17 protein-coding genes are annotated in these 14,209 nt (G+C 36.1%); all 17 read right to left on the bottom strand.

The window, feature by feature from the left end:
- Positions 1 to 3: 3 nt before the first annotated feature.
- Positions 4 to 924 (bottom strand): GTPase Era, encoded by a 921-nt coding sequence (gene era, locus BM260_RS16770; protein ID WP_093538510.1) that lies wholly within the window; start codon positions 922 to 924, stop codon positions 4 to 6.
- Positions 911 to 1,318, bottom strand: a complete 408-nt coding sequence (locus tag BM260_RS16765) for a cytidine deaminase (protein WP_093538509.1) — start codon at positions 1,316 to 1,318, stop codon at positions 911 to 913. Before BM260_RS16765 ends, era begins: the two co-directional genes overlap by 14 nt.
- A 12-nt stretch (positions 1,319 to 1,330) precedes the next feature.
- The gene (locus tag BM260_RS16760; protein WP_093538508.1) at positions 1,331 to 1,696 is read right to left on the bottom strand and encodes a diacylglycerol kinase family protein; all 366 of its coding nucleotides are present in this window, start codon (positions 1,694 to 1,696) and stop codon (positions 1,331 to 1,333) included.
- The gene (ybeY, locus tag BM260_RS16755; protein ID WP_093538507.1) at positions 1,683 to 2,168 is read right to left on the bottom strand and encodes an rRNA maturation RNase YbeY; all 486 of its coding nucleotides are present in this window, start codon (positions 2,166 to 2,168) and stop codon (positions 1,683 to 1,685) included. Before ybeY ends, BM260_RS16760 begins: the two co-directional genes overlap by 14 nt.
- Before the next feature lie 19 nt (positions 2,169 to 2,187).
- Complete coding sequence (locus BM260_RS16750) at positions 2,188 to 4,293, bottom strand: HD family phosphohydrolase (protein ID WP_093538506.1); 2,106 nt, start codon at positions 4,291 to 4,293, stop codon at positions 2,188 to 2,190.
- Between the two features lie 129 nt (positions 4,294 to 4,422).
- Positions 4,423 to 5,376 (bottom strand): PhoH family protein, encoded by a 954-nt coding sequence (locus BM260_RS16745; protein ID WP_093538505.1) that lies wholly within the window; start codon positions 5,374 to 5,376, stop codon positions 4,423 to 4,425.
- Complete coding sequence (locus BM260_RS16740) at positions 5,373 to 6,479, bottom strand: sporulation protein YqfD (RefSeq protein ID WP_093538504.1); 1,107 nt, start codon at positions 6,477 to 6,479, stop codon at positions 5,373 to 5,375. The genes BM260_RS16745 and BM260_RS16740 overlap by 4 nt, the downstream gene beginning before the upstream one ends.
- A complete protein-coding gene (locus tag BM260_RS16735) occupies positions 6,476 to 6,718 on the bottom strand; it encodes a hypothetical protein (protein WP_093538503.1) in 243 nt (80 codons plus the stop codon). The genes BM260_RS16740 and BM260_RS16735 overlap by 4 nt, the downstream gene beginning before the upstream one ends.
- Before the next feature lie 50 nt (positions 6,719 to 6,768).
- A complete protein-coding gene (locus BM260_RS16730) occupies positions 6,769 to 7,194 on the bottom strand; it encodes a hypothetical protein (protein WP_093538502.1) in 426 nt (141 codons plus the stop codon).
- 24 nt (positions 7,195 to 7,218) lie between these two features.
- A complete protein-coding gene (gene floA, locus BM260_RS16725) occupies positions 7,219 to 8,217 on the bottom strand; it encodes a flotillin-like protein FloA (RefSeq protein WP_093538501.1) in 999 nt (332 codons plus the stop codon).
- Complete coding sequence (locus BM260_RS16720) at positions 8,214 to 9,488, bottom strand: NfeD family protein (protein ID WP_093538544.1); 1,275 nt, start codon at positions 9,486 to 9,488, stop codon at positions 8,214 to 8,216. The genes floA and BM260_RS16720 overlap by 4 nt, the downstream gene beginning before the upstream one ends.
- 313 nt (positions 9,489 to 9,801) lie before the next feature.
- Positions 9,802 to 9,975, bottom strand: a complete 174-nt coding sequence (rpsU, locus tag BM260_RS16715; protein ID WP_016426884.1) for a 30S ribosomal protein S21 — start codon at positions 9,973 to 9,975, stop codon at positions 9,802 to 9,804.
- 171 nt (positions 9,976 to 10,146) lie between these two features.
- The gene (gene deoC, locus BM260_RS16710) at positions 10,147 to 10,818 is read right to left on the bottom strand and encodes a deoxyribose-phosphate aldolase (protein ID WP_093538500.1); all 672 of its coding nucleotides are present in this window, start codon (positions 10,816 to 10,818) and stop codon (positions 10,147 to 10,149) included.
- 116 nt (positions 10,819 to 10,934) lie between these two features.
- Positions 10,935 to 11,090: a hypothetical protein gene (locus BM260_RS18540; RefSeq protein WP_175496336.1), complete on the bottom strand. Its 156-nt coding sequence runs from the start codon at positions 11,088 to 11,090 to the stop codon at positions 10,935 to 10,937.
- A 60-nt stretch (positions 11,091 to 11,150) separates the two neighbouring features.
- On the bottom strand, positions 11,151 to 12,491 hold the full coding sequence (gene mtaB, locus BM260_RS16705) for a tRNA (N(6)-L-threonylcarbamoyladenosine(37)-C(2))-methylthiotransferase MtaB (protein ID WP_093538499.1): 1,341 nt from the start codon (positions 12,489 to 12,491) through the stop codon (positions 11,151 to 11,153).
- A 15-nt stretch (positions 12,492 to 12,506) separates the two neighbouring features.
- Positions 12,507 to 13,247: a 16S rRNA (uracil(1498)-N(3))-methyltransferase gene (locus tag BM260_RS16700; RefSeq protein ID WP_093538498.1), complete on the bottom strand. Its 741-nt coding sequence runs from the start codon at positions 13,245 to 13,247 to the stop codon at positions 12,507 to 12,509.
- 11 nt (positions 13,248 to 13,258) lie between these two features.
- Positions 13,259 to 14,203: a 50S ribosomal protein L11 methyltransferase gene (prmA, locus tag BM260_RS16695; RefSeq protein WP_093538497.1), complete on the bottom strand. Its 945-nt coding sequence runs from the start codon at positions 14,201 to 14,203 to the stop codon at positions 13,259 to 13,261.
- Positions 14,204 to 14,209: the final 6 nt, after the last annotated feature.

Genomic DNA, 14,209 nt, shown 5'->3' with positions numbered 1-14,209 from the left:
TTCTTAGTACTCATCGTCTCTAAAACCATAATCTTTCAAATGCGCTGATTTATTGCGCCAATCTTTTTGTACTTTAACCCATAATTCTAAGTAAACATTTGTTCCTAACAACATTTCGATATCCTTACGTGCTCTTGTTCCAACTTCTTTCAGTAAAGCACCTTTTTTACCGATGACAATTCCTTTTTGGGAATCTCGTTCTACTATAATTGTTGCAGAAACACGAATCATATCTTTTTCGGTATCTTCTTCTTTTTTGATTTTATCAATTACAACCGCAATTGAATGTGGAATTTCTTCTCTCGTCAAATGCAAAACTTTTTCACGGATTAGTTCAGAAATAATAAACCTTTCTGGGTGATCTGTTACTTGGTCAGCCGGGTAGTATTGTGGTCCTTGTGGTAAATAGGATTGAATCGTTTCTAGTAATTTCTCCACATTATTACCTTGAAGAGCAGAAATTGGTAGAACCTCCGCGAAATTATATTTCTTTGTATAGGACTCAATTATATCTACTAATTTTTCAGGATGAACCTGGTCTATTTTATTGATCACAAGGAATACAGGGGTTTCGTTATTTTCTAACATTTCCATTATATACTCATCAATTTTGCCTCTTGGTTCTACTGCGTTAACCATGAATATAATTACATCTACTTCACGAAGAGTATTTTTGGCAACTTTAAGCATAAAATCGCCAAGTTTGTGTTTCGGAATATGAATTCCTGGTGTGTCGATGAAAATCATTTGACTGTTTTCTAAAGTAAGCACACCTTGTACTTTGTTTCTAGTTGTTTGGGGTTTGTCACTCATTATTGCTATTTTTTGCCCAATTACTCGATTTAAAAATGTAGATTTCCCTACATTTGGTCTACCTATTATTGATATAAATCCTGATTTATAATTCTCATTATTTTGCAGCATAATCCATGTCCTCCGTTTTAAAGGCTCCAGGTAATAATTCTGCTACCGTCGTTTCCGATACATTTCCTTTTAAATTTGTTAAGTAAACAGGCATATCTGGATCACAAAATTCAGCTATAACTTGTCTGCATGCTCCACAAGGAGAAATAGGTCCTTCTGTATCGCCTGAAATAGCAATTGCAGAAAATTCTTTTTTTCCTTCTGACACGGCCTTAAAGATGGCAGTACGCTCTGCGCAATTTGTTAATCCAAATGATGCATTTTCAATATTACAACCAAGGAATACTTCTCCATCTCTTGTTAAAAGTGCTGCCCCTACTTGAAATTTTGAGTATGGAACATACGCTGTTTCTCTTGCTGTTATGGACGCTTTTAATAACATTTCTTTATTCAAAATAATTCACCTCTATAATATGATTCCCGACCATTTCGGGATAAATATGATTAAACCAACAATTACAGTACAAATAGCATATATTAAGCAGGCTCCAGCAGCTAAGTCTTTTGCTTGTTTAGCTAGTGGGTGTAATTCCGGCGTCACCAAATCGACGACACGTTCTATGGACGCATTTACTAATTCTATCATGAACATGCCAAAAATCGAAATCACAATGATTATCCACTCAAATGCAGATAGACCAGTTGCCGCTGCTGCTATTACAACAACTATTGCTGCTAGTAAATGAAAACGAAAGTTTTGTTCACTTTTAACTACGTGATAAATTCCATTAGCAGCATAGATAAACGACCGAAAAAATTTACGAGGGTTCATGGCCTTCACGTTTTAACCCAAAAGCTTGTAATATAGATTCCTGTAGTCCAAACATCTCTTTTTCTTGCTGTTCAGTCCCATGATCATAACCTAACAAATGTAAGAAGCCATGAACGGCCAAGAAACACAGCTCTCGCTCAAATGAGTGTTGATAAGTTTCTGCTTGTTCCGTTGCACGTTGGACAGATATGATAATATCCCCTAAAAGGGTTGGAATATCTGCATTTATAATTTCAACTTCCCCTTCTTCCATCTCTTCCATTGCAAAGGAGATTACATCTGTTGCCATATCTTTGTTGCGATATGTTTTATTAATTTCTTGAATTGCCTCATTCGTTACGAAGGTTACACTAACCTCACTGCCCTCTTTTACAGAAAGTTGTTCTCCAGCAGATTGTAATACTTTCCCTACAAGAGCTAATGTTTCTTCGGGTATAGAATTTGTTTCATCCATTAAATCTAGTTCTAGCATATTTTTGGCTCCTCATAAATTATTTTGGATATTCAATCCGAGAGTGAAATGTTCCATTCATGGTAGTACAAAAACTTTCTTCCATTTTCTTTATTTCCTTTAGTGATAGATCACATTCATCGAATTGCCCGTCTAGTATTTTTTCTTTAATAATAGACTGTATCAATTTTTTAATTTTATCAGCATTTGGCTCTTTCATCGAGCGAACAGCTGCTTCAACGCTATCTGCAACCGATATGATGGCAATTTCTTTTGTTTGCGGTTTTGGACCTGGATAACGGTATTCGTCTTCTTCCACTTTATCATTAATCTCTTTCTCTTTAAAATAAAAGAATTTCAATAGGCTTGTACCATGATGTTGCGCCGCTACATCTACAATTTCTTTCGGTAATTTATGTTTCCTCAAAATCTTCGCACCATCCACTGCATGTGCAATAATAATATCTCTACTCGCTTCTGGTGATAAAGAATCATGAGGATTATAACCATTGACTTGATTTTCGATGAAAAATCCTGGCCTGTTTGTTTTACCAATATCATGATAGTAACAGCCAACGCGTGCCAATAAACCGTTTGCCCCAACTACTTCGCAAGCAGCTTCTGCTAAATTGGCCACCATTAAACTATGATGATATGTACCAGGTGTCTCGGTTAAAATTTTCTTTAACAAAGGATGGTTGGGATTTGATAATTCTATGAGTCTCATGGAAGATAAAATACCAAAGAAAGATTCAAAAAAAGGTAATATCCCAATAGTCATTGCCCCAGATAATATCCCTGAAGCAAGAGCTGCTCCGATGTAAAATAATATATCCGTAATTTCATATGAAGCCTTCGTCATTAACAAATAAAATATAATAAAGACAATATTCACAGAAGATACGATTAGACTAGAGCGCAATATTTGAGAATTAGTTTGCATCCTTTGCATGGCGAAAATTCCTGCAACGCCCCCAAATAATATGTATAAAGAAGCTTCCATTTGAAATACGAGTGTATAGCCTTCTTGAAAGATAATACCTGCATATGCAGCTGATACAAAATTGGAAATATACGCTGCACGTTCATCGACCAATAAATAAACTAGCATTGCAACCATTGCAGTAGGTATTAAAAACGCAATAATTACATCAAAATTAGATGCAACAGATTGAATTACCTTCATCATTAGTACAGATAAAATAACACTGAAGGCAACAACAATTAAATTTTTTGAATTGTTTATCGTTTTTTTCCTTTTACTGATTGTTTGTCCAAATAATACCCACATGGTGAGTGCAACAAATATAGCTACTCCAAGATATGGCTTATAGGATGCCTTATTCGTAAGCATGCCAAGCAATTCCAACTGTCGATAAACATCTCGATCAATAATTTCACCCTTTTGAACGAGAATTTGTCCTTGAAGTATACGAGTAGGTTCAACACTTGCTTTCGCCTGTTCTATTCGTTCTTGTGTTAAAATCTCATTTTCTACTTCCGTTGGCACAATAGAGGTTTTTGCAATATTAATGAGCACATTTCTATAATCCTGTGAATATAAAAAAATGTTATTTACTTGCTGACCAATTTTTTCTCTGGAAATAGAAATATTCTCCAGTCTAATTGGTTCACTTAAGTTCTTCTCTACTAGTTCCGATAATTTCGTTTTTGAATCTTCTAAAATACTATTATTTTGGTTAATTAATGTAGCTAACATTTCATCGTTAAGTGGAACATAACTCGCATTCTCTGCCAGCTCTTCCATATCTTTTTTCAATTTTCCTACTAAAGTTGCTGGGGTATCTTCTTCAGGCTTTGCATTTTCTTTTACGTGTAAAACACTATCAAAAATAGATTTAACTATAGCAGCCTGGTTAGCAGCCGTTTCATCTTGAAATTGATAAACAGCTGGGACTTCTAGCTCTGTTCTTTTACGTTCTTGCTCTGTTTTTTCCGTGTCTTCCATAGTTTTAACTGCTCTGATTGTATCAGGTGAAAGCTGGAATAATTCAAAATCGTATTTACTTTCCTTTACATTTCCAATGAGTAAAAAGAACAAACAAATCGCTGTTATAAAAGTAACGATGAAAGGGAGATACCTACTATTTTTCCATTCTCTCCACTTTATAAGGATTTTTTTCATTTCTTCTCATCCCCCCACCAACTAGTTATTCCATTATACCTTATTTTTTTCACAATTCACTAATGTTTCCCAAATAACAAAGAAGCAACCGTCTAAACATAGACAATTGCTTCTTTTAAGAATTGGATATTATAGTTCTTCATATGCTTGTATAATTTTAGCAACTAACGGATGGCGTACTACATCCCCTTGCTCCAAATATTGGAAATGAATTCCCGCCACATTTTTCAATATTTTTTCTGTAACGATTAAACCAGATTCTGCACCTTTTGGTAAGTCAATTTGTGTTTTATCACCAGTGATTACCATTTTAGAACCAAATCCCAGACGTGTTAAGAACATCTTCATTTGAGCTTTTGTTGTATTCTGTGCTTCATCTAAAATAACAAATGCGTCATCTAATGTACGACCTCGCATATAGGCTAAAGGTGCAATTTCAATTGTACCTCGCTCCATAAGTCGATCCGTTTGTTCTGTTCCTAATACATCATGGAGCGCATCGTATAACGGCCGTAAATAAGGGTCTACCTTCTCTTTTAAGTCTCCGGGTAGGAATCCTAGGCTTTCTCCTGCTTCGACTGCTGGGCGAGTTAAAATGATTTTTTTCACATGAGCATTTTTAAGTGCTTGTGTAGCCATTACTACCGCTAAATACGTTTTACCGGTACCTGCAGGCCCAATTCCAAAAGTAAGATCTGTATGTCTAATTCCTTGGATATATTCCCGTTGCCCTATTGTTTTTGCTCTAATCGCTTTACCTTTTGTATTTCGTGCTATTTCTTCGTCATATAAACTTGAAAAATACTCAATTGTACCGTTCAAGCTCATTTCAATTGCGGAAGATACATCACGCAAATTGATATTGATCCCTTTTCGAATGACTGCTAATAGTTGAATCATAAGCTGTCTAGCATCTTCTACATTCTTTTCTTCACCAATAATCTGAATTTGTTCACCTCTAGTAATAAGTTGAACTTTTAGCTCCGCTTCAATAAGTTTTACATTTTTATCCGAGATGCCAAGCAGCATTACCGCTTCTGCTGGATCTTGCAAATTAATATCTAATTGTTTAGTTTCGCTCATGATTCGTCTCCTTGGGGTATAACATTTGGTATTGCAATATTTTCATTTATCAGTAAAAGTATCTTCCCTTTTACTTTATCATCTTGTATTGATACCTGTAAAACTTTATCTTCTAATAATTGAGTTCCTGTAGGTAATTCTTTCATAATTTTTTGAAAAAGTAATGGTCTTATGAGATGTTCTATGGACTGTTCCGTTAGTGAATAAGTTATATGGTGATTCTTTTGTACATAACCTGCCTGAACGTATTTCTGGATGAAAGCGGGTAACTGTATTTCTTTCCAAAACTTCTGTTTATTGTCCACCTTTTTCTGGATGATCAATTCTTTTGAATTCGGATTAGTAACAGCAACTTGCGTTGGCAGTTCAAATGATAGCTCTATCCAATAGCTAGCGTATACCTTTCCTTCTGCACTTGTTAAAATCCTTTTGTTTCCTTGGGTGACAAAACCATTAACTAAGACATCTCCTTTTTTTACAGAGATGTTCTTTTCAACAGCTCTCACCCCTTTTGTTAAGATAAAATCTGTAATGACTCCACTTCTCTTGGCTACAAGATTTACAGCAGGTGCATCCTTTAGCTCTTTTGCTGTTTGAGGTGGCGCCAACATTGGAGCTACCGTAAATATAGACCCGGATTTTGAAAAGTGAACCCATGAATACTCTTTATGCTTTAATAAAATATTTTGGCGTATCTCTTGCTCTGACGGCAACTTTGAGACAAACATTCTCTCTTTAATACCCATCTCTTTTAACTGCTCAGTTAGTAGAATATTACTTTCCGGTGAATCCGACTCAATATGAACGGTCCATATAAATTGGGCAAATATAATTGGAATTACGATAAAGAAGAAAACTCCCATTATGGACCATGAATAAAAAGAGATGGTACTTTCTTTTAGTTCATCTTCTAATTTAATCGGCATCTTCAGTTTTTTTCTTAATTTCCGAAACGCATTCAAATCTTTTGCTTGGATAGAAAAGTTTATATGAGTATCGTTTGTATGAAGCCGATAAACTTCAATATTTTGTTCCTTTAAAGCCTTATAAAGCGTAAACTGATCTGTAGAAATTGGTGCTTGAATTTTGATAAGACGCTTCATACCGTTTTTTCCTTCCTAGTTATATTAAAGAACTGAAGATTATGCACATGTAGATGCAACTTATCACTGGACATCGATTTTATGTGCAACTTTTCGGCATGAATTTCTAAAAGAAAATGGTCATAGGAACAGACTAAACTATTTTCTTTTAACCGTATTAAGGAAAATTCATAATCCAATACAATATCATCAAAATTATCTAACATAATACTCGCATGGAGTGGAAATAACTGCTTCACAAAAAACACCCCTTTACATGAATTTATGCATGTAAAGGGGTGTTCATGAGTTATCTTTTAGATTTTGGTGGAGCAAGTATTTCGGAAAAAATAATTGCTCTGATCAATTCGTCCTCACTGCTAGGCAGCATAGAGTTTACCGGAGTAGTTTCTGGACGTAGAGGGGCACTTTCCTGATGAGTACTCAATCTACCAGAAGATCTTGCCACTCCTTGATTTCGCTTAACCTCTCGCTCCATTTTCTCCACTACAGGCACTTCTCTTACGACAGGAGGTTTTGTTTTTTTCTCCTGCTGTCGTTCATTCGTAAACTGTTTAGCAAAATCACCTAATTCTTTAAAAGGATTTTCTGAAACAGTTTTACGTGAAGGAGTGCTATTTACAGGTTTTTCAACCGTCTTTTTGTCTGGTTCTTTCTTTTTATTAAAGAAAACACTAAAAAGTAATGCGATGATTATAGGAATAAAGGCTTCCAAGGAGATTGCCTCCTTTCTGCTATATTATTTTAGCTCGTCAGTAGAAGGTTTTTCTCCGCCAACTTTACTAATAGAATCTCTCATACCAGTATCAGCTTTAATATTATTGTAATTCATGTAATCCATCACACCAATATTACCTTCACGTAGCGCTTCAGCCATTGCTAATGGAACAGCAGCTTCCGCTTCTACTACTTTCGAACGCATCTCTACAACTTTTGCTTTCATCTCTTGTTCAGATGCTACAGCCATTGCACGACGTTCCTCAGCTTTTGCTTGGGCAATTTTCTTATCTGCCTCTGCTTGCTCTGTTTGTAGTTCTGCACCAATGTTCTTACCTATATCAACGTCCGCAATATCAATCGATAGAATTTCGAAGGCAGTACCAGAATCTAATCCTTTTGCTAAAACAGTTTGAGAGATTAAATCTGGATTTTCAAGTACGCGTTCATGACTTACACTAGAACCAATTGTTGAAATAATCCCTTCACCAACACGAGCTACGATTGTTTCTTCACCAGCACCACCGACTAGACGGTCAATATTGGCACGAACCGTAATACGCGCTTTTGCTTTAACTTCGATACCGTTCATAGCCACACCTGCGATAAATGGTGTTTCAATAACTTTTGGATTTACGGACATTTGCACCGCTTCCAATACGTCACGACCAGCTAAATCGATCGCTGCAGCTCTTTCAAATGTTAGTTCAATGTTTGCACGATGTGCCGCTATTAAAGCGTTAACCACACGGTCTACGTTACCTCCAGCAAGGTAATGACTTTCCAGCTGATTGATAGAAACTTCAAGACCCGCTTTATGAGCTTTGATCAATGGGTTGACAATACGTGAAGGAATAACACGACGTAACCTCATCCCTACTAATGTAAAGATACTAATTTTTACTCCTGCTGCTAGTGCAGAAATCCATAACGTAATTGGGAAAAATGTGAAAAATACTGATAGTACTACAAATGCTAATACTATAACGATGATTAAAGTAACTGTTGAGCCTGTAATCATTCTGTTACCTCCCCTTCTACTGCTTCTCGAACGACGATACGAGAGCCTTCCACTTTAATAATTTTAACATATTTATCTTTTCCGATAAAACTACCATCTGAAACTGCGTCAATTCTTTCATTATCGATACGTATAGTTCCCGAAGGTCTAAGCGGTGTCATTGTCACTGCAAATTTTCCGACAAGTTCCACTCGATTTTTATTGGAAACATATCCTTTTTCAGTTGTAGTCGCATCCGACAAGATTACTTTATTTAACACTTTTAATTCCCTACCAAAGAATTTCATAATAATCACCATTCCCACTATAGCTACTGTTAATGCAATTATAACGGCGATAATCATTTGCTCAATATCGCCACCAGCTAATACTATACTTATAATAATAGCTGCCGCCCCTAATATACCACTAATTCCTCCGGGCAGGAAGAACTCCGCGACAATAAGTAAAACACCAATCACAAAAATAATGATTGTTTCATAGCCAGCAAGACCTGCAACTAAATGTCCGAAAAAGAACAGAACTAACGAAACTAACCCCATTGTACCAGCGACACCAAAACCTGGCGAATACAATTCGACGATTAAACCTAAACTTGCAATTGATAACAGGATTGGAACGATAATTGGATTGGTTATAAAACGTGCAAGCGTTTCCATAAAGGTCTCTTCTGTTTCAATTATTTTCGCTCCAGAAAGCTTAGTAACTTCAAGTAATTCATCAAATGAACTAACGGTTGCTTCTGAATAGCCTACTTCTAATGCTTCCGCTGAAGAAAGTGTCAATAACTTACCGACAGGGGCTCTATATTCAGGTAAGTCTACGGTATCATCTGCCATAGCTTGAGCATATATAGGTTCTTTACCCGTTAACTCAGCAGCGTTTTTCATCTTCGCTTTCCATGCACTATTTGCTTTTTCACCTGCAGTGTTTCCACTACTTTCAATGACTGCTGCTGCACCGATTGTTCCGCTAGGGGACATATAAATTTCATCTGTATGAAGTGCTAAGTAAGCACCTGCTGATAATGCTTCAGAGTTAATATACGCAATTTTACGAATCGATGTGGAATCCAATAAATTAGCAATATCTTCTGCCGAATCTACAAAACCTCCAGGTGTATTAATCTCAAAAATAATTGCCTCTGCTCCAGCCTCTTCTGCTTCATGGATTGAACGTTTCAGAAAAGCATATAATCCTTTTTCCACTTCATCGTATACTGGTACTTTATAAACTTCTGTAGTTTGTGCTGTTATAATAGGAATCATCATTCCAAATGATAAGACGAATAAACAAAGAGAAACGACATAGCGAGTCAATTTCACCACTTAACCTCCTTTCTTCTATATGTATACTCCTATTTACGGATGAACTTTCAAAAAGTTTCATAAAATAAAAATAAACCGAGAAAATAAATTTTCTCGGTTTACATAATTGTAAATTTTAATCATAAAGTACGTGTTTTGAACGTAGGGATGGTTGGGAATAAATACCACTTACGTTAACGTGCAGCTTCTGATTTCTTTTTACGTTTCCGCTCAGGTTTTAGAAACCATAGCTTCGAAGCTTAGTAAATAAAGTAAATTAGAATTTACGTTTACGGGCAGCTTCAGATTTCTTTTTACGCTTTACGCTTGGTTTTTCATAAAACTCGCGCTTTCTAACCTCTTGAATTGTACCACTTTTAGATACAGTACGTTTGAAGCGGCGAAGAGCATCTTCAAGCGATTCGTTTTTACGAACGACAGTTTTTGACATCTCTTTTTCCCTCCCTCCGAACACACGTCAAGCACATAACCTAGTGCTATGTACTAAAAAATTATACCGTATTGTAAAGACTTGGTCAATACTTTGAGATATAATTTTTACTTTATTTAGTTAGAAATTTAATCTAACAACTAATCTAGAGCAATTATGCCCAAGTAAAAATTAATAATCAGATTTACTTTCTAATCCTTTTACAATTTCTACTCCAGAACTTGCACCAATTCTTGTTGCTCCAACTTCAACCATTGCTTCAACGTCTGCTAAGTTTCTAACACCACCAGAAGCTTTCACGCCTAAGTCAGGTCCTACAGTTTCGCGCATTAGTTTTACAGCTTCGATTGTTGCTCCTCCAGTAGAAAAACCGGTAGAAGTTTTCACGAAGTCAGCACCTGCCGCTTTAGATAATTCACTTGCTTTCGCAATTTCTTCATTTGTTAATAAACAAGTTTCTAAAATAACTTTTACAATCGCTTTATCTTTTGCAGCATTTACTACAGCTTCGATATCTTTTTGTACTAAGTTATAATCTTGGTCTTTTAACGCACCAACATTTAGTACCATATCAATTTCATCTGCACCATTTTCAATAGCATTAGTAGTTTCGAATGCTTTCACTGCTGAAGTACTTGCGCCTAAAGGGAATCCGATAACAGTACAAACTTTTACTGGACTTTCTTTTAGAAGAGATGCACTTAAATTTACCCATGTAGGGTTAACACATACGGATGCAAAATTATATGTTTTAGCTTCCTCACATAATTTTTCAATTTGATTTTTAGTTGCGTCTTGTTTTAGTAAAGTATGATCTATTAATGCTGCAATATTTTCAGTCATTAGTTATTCCCCTTTCAAGATGTACGTACCTCTTAATAATACTCTTAATTGCCGGTAAAGTGCAAGCATAGTGGTTACTTTGCGGGTCAATAGTATTTTTCTCTCTATATGGCTATTTATTCTGGAATTTTTATTTTCTCATGAATTTGTTTTAGTAGCTTTGTTTGGGCCTTGAGTTGCCCTACAATTGTAACCATAAACCAAATAACAAAAATTACGGGAACGAAATAAAATATAAATAGCAAACCTGGTAGTAAAGCCGTCACTTCCAATACAGCACCTCCTAATTTCAAATAAAAAAGCCGGTGAAATATTAATCACCGGCTTTATATTTATACTAACTCTGCAACTTCATCTAGAACACGAACGAATTGTCCTTCATTGTAGGGATAACCAGCTTTTGTGATTTTCACACGAACTAATTTCCCTATTAAATCCTCAGATCCAGGAATGACAACCTTTAGGTAGTTATCTGTATAGCCTTCAACCATATTAGCAGCTGAATCTAGTTTATAAGCTTCCTCCGGTATAATTTCAAGTACTTCCCCTTCAAATCTAGAAGCATATTCTACCGCCAATTGATCATTTAATGTGATTAATCGGTGTACTCGTTCATTTTTCACATGTTCATCCACTTGGTTTTCCATTCTTGCTGCAGGCGTTCCTGTACGTTTTGAGTATGGGAAAACATGCAGTTCAGAGAATTTTTGGTCACGTATAAAGTTAAATGTCTCCATGAATTCTTCCTCTGTTTCCCCTGGAAAACCAACAATAACATCCGATGTTATCGCAAGATCTGGTAAAGCAACTCTTAAACGATCTAAGCGATTCGCAAAAAATTCCATTGTATATTTTCTACGCATTCTTTTCAATACAGTATCCGAACCAGATTGAATAGGGATATGTAAATGTCTTACCACAATCTTAGAATCTCTTAAAACATCAATTACTTCGTCTGACAATTGACTTGCTTCAATCGAGCTAATACGCAGTCGTTTTAAGCCTTTTACATTGTTTTCAATATCTCTTAAAAGTTGTGCTAAATTATAATCTTTTAGATCTTCCCCGTATCCACCTGTATGAATACCTGTTAGAACTATTTCCATATAACCAGCATCTACTAGTTGTTGCGCTTGTCTCACTACTTCTTGTGGATCTCTTGAACGCATTAGTCCACGAGCCCAAGGGATGATACAAAAAGTACAGAAGTTATTGCAACCTTCTTGAATTTTCAAGGATGCTCGAGTTCTGTCTGTGAATGATGGCACATCCAATTCTTCATATACTCGATTTTTCATAATGTTCCCTACAGCATTGATAGGTTTACGTTCTGTTTTATATTGTTGAATATAATCCAACATTTTGGTTCTTTCCTGTGTACCTACAACTATATCTACTCCTGGTATTGCCATAATTTCTGCAGGAGAAGTTTGAGCATAACAACCAGTTACACAAATAACAGCATCTGGGTTTTGACGAACAGCACGACGAATAACTTGACGACTTTTTTTGTCTCCAGTATTCGTGACAGTACAGGTATTAATAACATATACATCTGACTGTTTTTCAAATTCAGTCCGGCTATACCCATTTTCCTTAAATAATTGCCAAATGGCTTCAGTTTCATAGTGATTTACTTTACAACCTAACGTATGGAATGCAACGGATGACAAGTTCTCACACCTCTTTCATTCAAATTCATAAGAAATTGCTGACAGCGCATATAACGGTGCAGTTTCAGTTCGAAGAATCCTAGGTCCTAGCGCAATTGTCTGAAAATCATTATCTAATAATAGCTTTATTTCTGCTCGATCGAGCCCACCTTCTGGACCAAATACGATGAGTATCGATTGTTTATCATACACGTTTTTTAATTGTTCAGCAAACTTTTGTCGTTCATCAGTTTTGGCGTCTTCCTCATCCGCTACATACTTTACATCGTATGCTTTGGACAATTCAACTAACTCTTTTATAGAGACTGGATTATGTATTTGTGGAATGGTAGAACGATGTGATTGCTCAGCTGCTTCTTTAGCAATTTTTTGCAATCGAGCTACTTTCTTTTCGTTTTTAGACTTATCCCATTTCACGATAGATCTTTTTGCTTCAAATGGATAGAGTTCATACATTCCCAGTTCTGTTGCTTTTTGCGTGATCAATTCCAGCTTGTCTCCTTTGGGTAGACCGCAAACAATTGACACTTTCTTTGGCATTTCATTGGTGTTGAGTAGAACCTCTTTAACCTTTAAATGGACAGCTTTTGAAGACCCATCTAAAATTTCCATCGTATATGTTTGGTTATTAGCCACAACAAAAACTAGATCACCTGGTGACATGCGCATCACTTGAATCATATGATGCGCATCATCTCCGGTAATTGTCACTGTATTATTCTCACTTATAGGTTCATTTGTAAAATAACGTTGCATGACAATCTCCTTTATTTAAGAGGTTTTCTCGAAATAATTGTTACCCAATCTTCCATCATCATGACTTCCTCAATTTCAAATCCTGCATGTTGTAATGATTCTCTTACATCATCTTTTTTCGTAGCAATGATTCCGGAAGTGATGAATAATCCGCCCTCTTTTACAATAGTGAATGCATCATCCGTAAATGTCATGATGATTTCTGCTAATATATTCGCTACGACTATATCTGCTTGTTCGTCCACATTATCTAGAAGATTACCGTGTGTTACACGAACAATATGGTCTACTTTGTTTAAAGCAATATTTTCTATTGCAGATCTAACAGCTACTTCATCCAAATCTAGCGCATGAATTTTAGAAGCTCCTAGTTTTGCTGCTCCGATAGAAAGTACCCCAGATCCAGTCCCTACATCAATTACACTTGAATCTGTTTGAACCGTTTTCTCCAACGCTTGGAGACACATAACTGTTGTCGGATGCGTACCTGTTCCAAAAGCCATTCCAGGATCAAGTTCGATGATTAGTTCATCTGTGTTCACTCGCTCATAGTCTTCCCAAGTCGGTACAATAGTAAATCGATTAGATATTTTCACAGGATGGTAATACTTTTTCCATGCCGTAGCCCAATCCTCTTCGTCTACTTCCTGAACAGATACAACATTATGTCCTAGATCTATGTCGAAGTTTGTTAAATTGTTGATAGCAAGTTTGATCTCTTCCACTGTTTCTAATAAGAAACTTGTTTCAGCTAAATAAGCCTTCACACGTACACCATCTACCGGAAAGTCATCTGGGTTTAAGCTATAAATTTCACCAAATAAATCTTCTCTTTCTCTTCCTAATTCATCTGAGTCTTCGATAACTACACCACTTGCACCAGCTTCATGCAAAATATTACTTACCGCTTCAACCGCTTCATTTGTAGTATGGATGGATAGTTCAGACCATTTCACTTGCGC

This window comes from Psychrobacillus psychrotolerans (assembly GCF_900115805.1).
Classification (GTDB): domain Bacteria; phylum Bacillota; class Bacilli; order Bacillales_A; family Planococcaceae; genus Psychrobacillus; species Psychrobacillus psychrotolerans.
Note: the sequence above shows the minus strand (reverse complement) of the source record. Positions and strands in the feature narration are given on the sequence as shown.

Excerpts from the sequence above, each read along its gene's own strand:
- era (WP_093538510.1), bottom strand. The coding sequence starts at position 924 with ATGCTGCAAAATAATGAGAATTATAAATCAGGATTTATATCAATAATA.
- BM260_RS16760 (WP_093538508.1), bottom strand. The coding sequence starts at position 1,696 with ATGAACCCTCGTAAATTTTTTCGGTCGTTTATCTATGCTGCTAATGGA.
- ybeY (WP_093538507.1), bottom strand. The coding sequence starts at position 2,168 with ATGCTAGAACTAGATTTAATGGATGAAACAAATTCTATACCCGAAGAA.
- BM260_RS16750 (WP_093538506.1), bottom strand. The coding sequence starts at position 4,293 with ATGAAAAAAATCCTTATAAAGTGGAGAGAATGGAAAAATAGTAGGTAT.
- BM260_RS16745 (WP_093538505.1), bottom strand. The coding sequence starts at position 5,376 with ATGAGCGAAACTAAACAATTAGATATTAATTTGCAAGATCCAGCAGAA.
- BM260_RS16740 (WP_093538504.1), bottom strand. The coding sequence starts at position 6,479 with ATGAAGCGTCTTATCAAAATTCAAGCACCAATTTCTACAGATCAGTTT.
- floA (WP_093538501.1), bottom strand. The coding sequence starts at position 8,217 with ATGATTACAGGCTCAACAGTTACTTTAATCATCGTTATAGTATTAGCA.
- BM260_RS16720 (WP_093538544.1), bottom strand. The coding sequence starts at position 9,488 with ATGATGATTCCTATTATAACAGCACAAACTACAGAAGTTTATAAAGTA.
- rpsU (WP_016426884.1), bottom strand. The coding sequence starts at position 9,975 with ATGTCAAAAACTGTCGTTCGTAAAAACGAATCGCTTGAAGATGCTCTT.
- deoC (WP_093538500.1), bottom strand. The coding sequence starts at position 10,818 with ATGACTGAAAATATTGCAGCATTAATAGATCATACTTTACTAAAACAA.
- BM260_RS16700 (WP_093538498.1), bottom strand. The coding sequence starts at position 13,247 with ATGCAACGTTATTTTACAAATGAACCTATAAGTGAGAATAATACAGTG.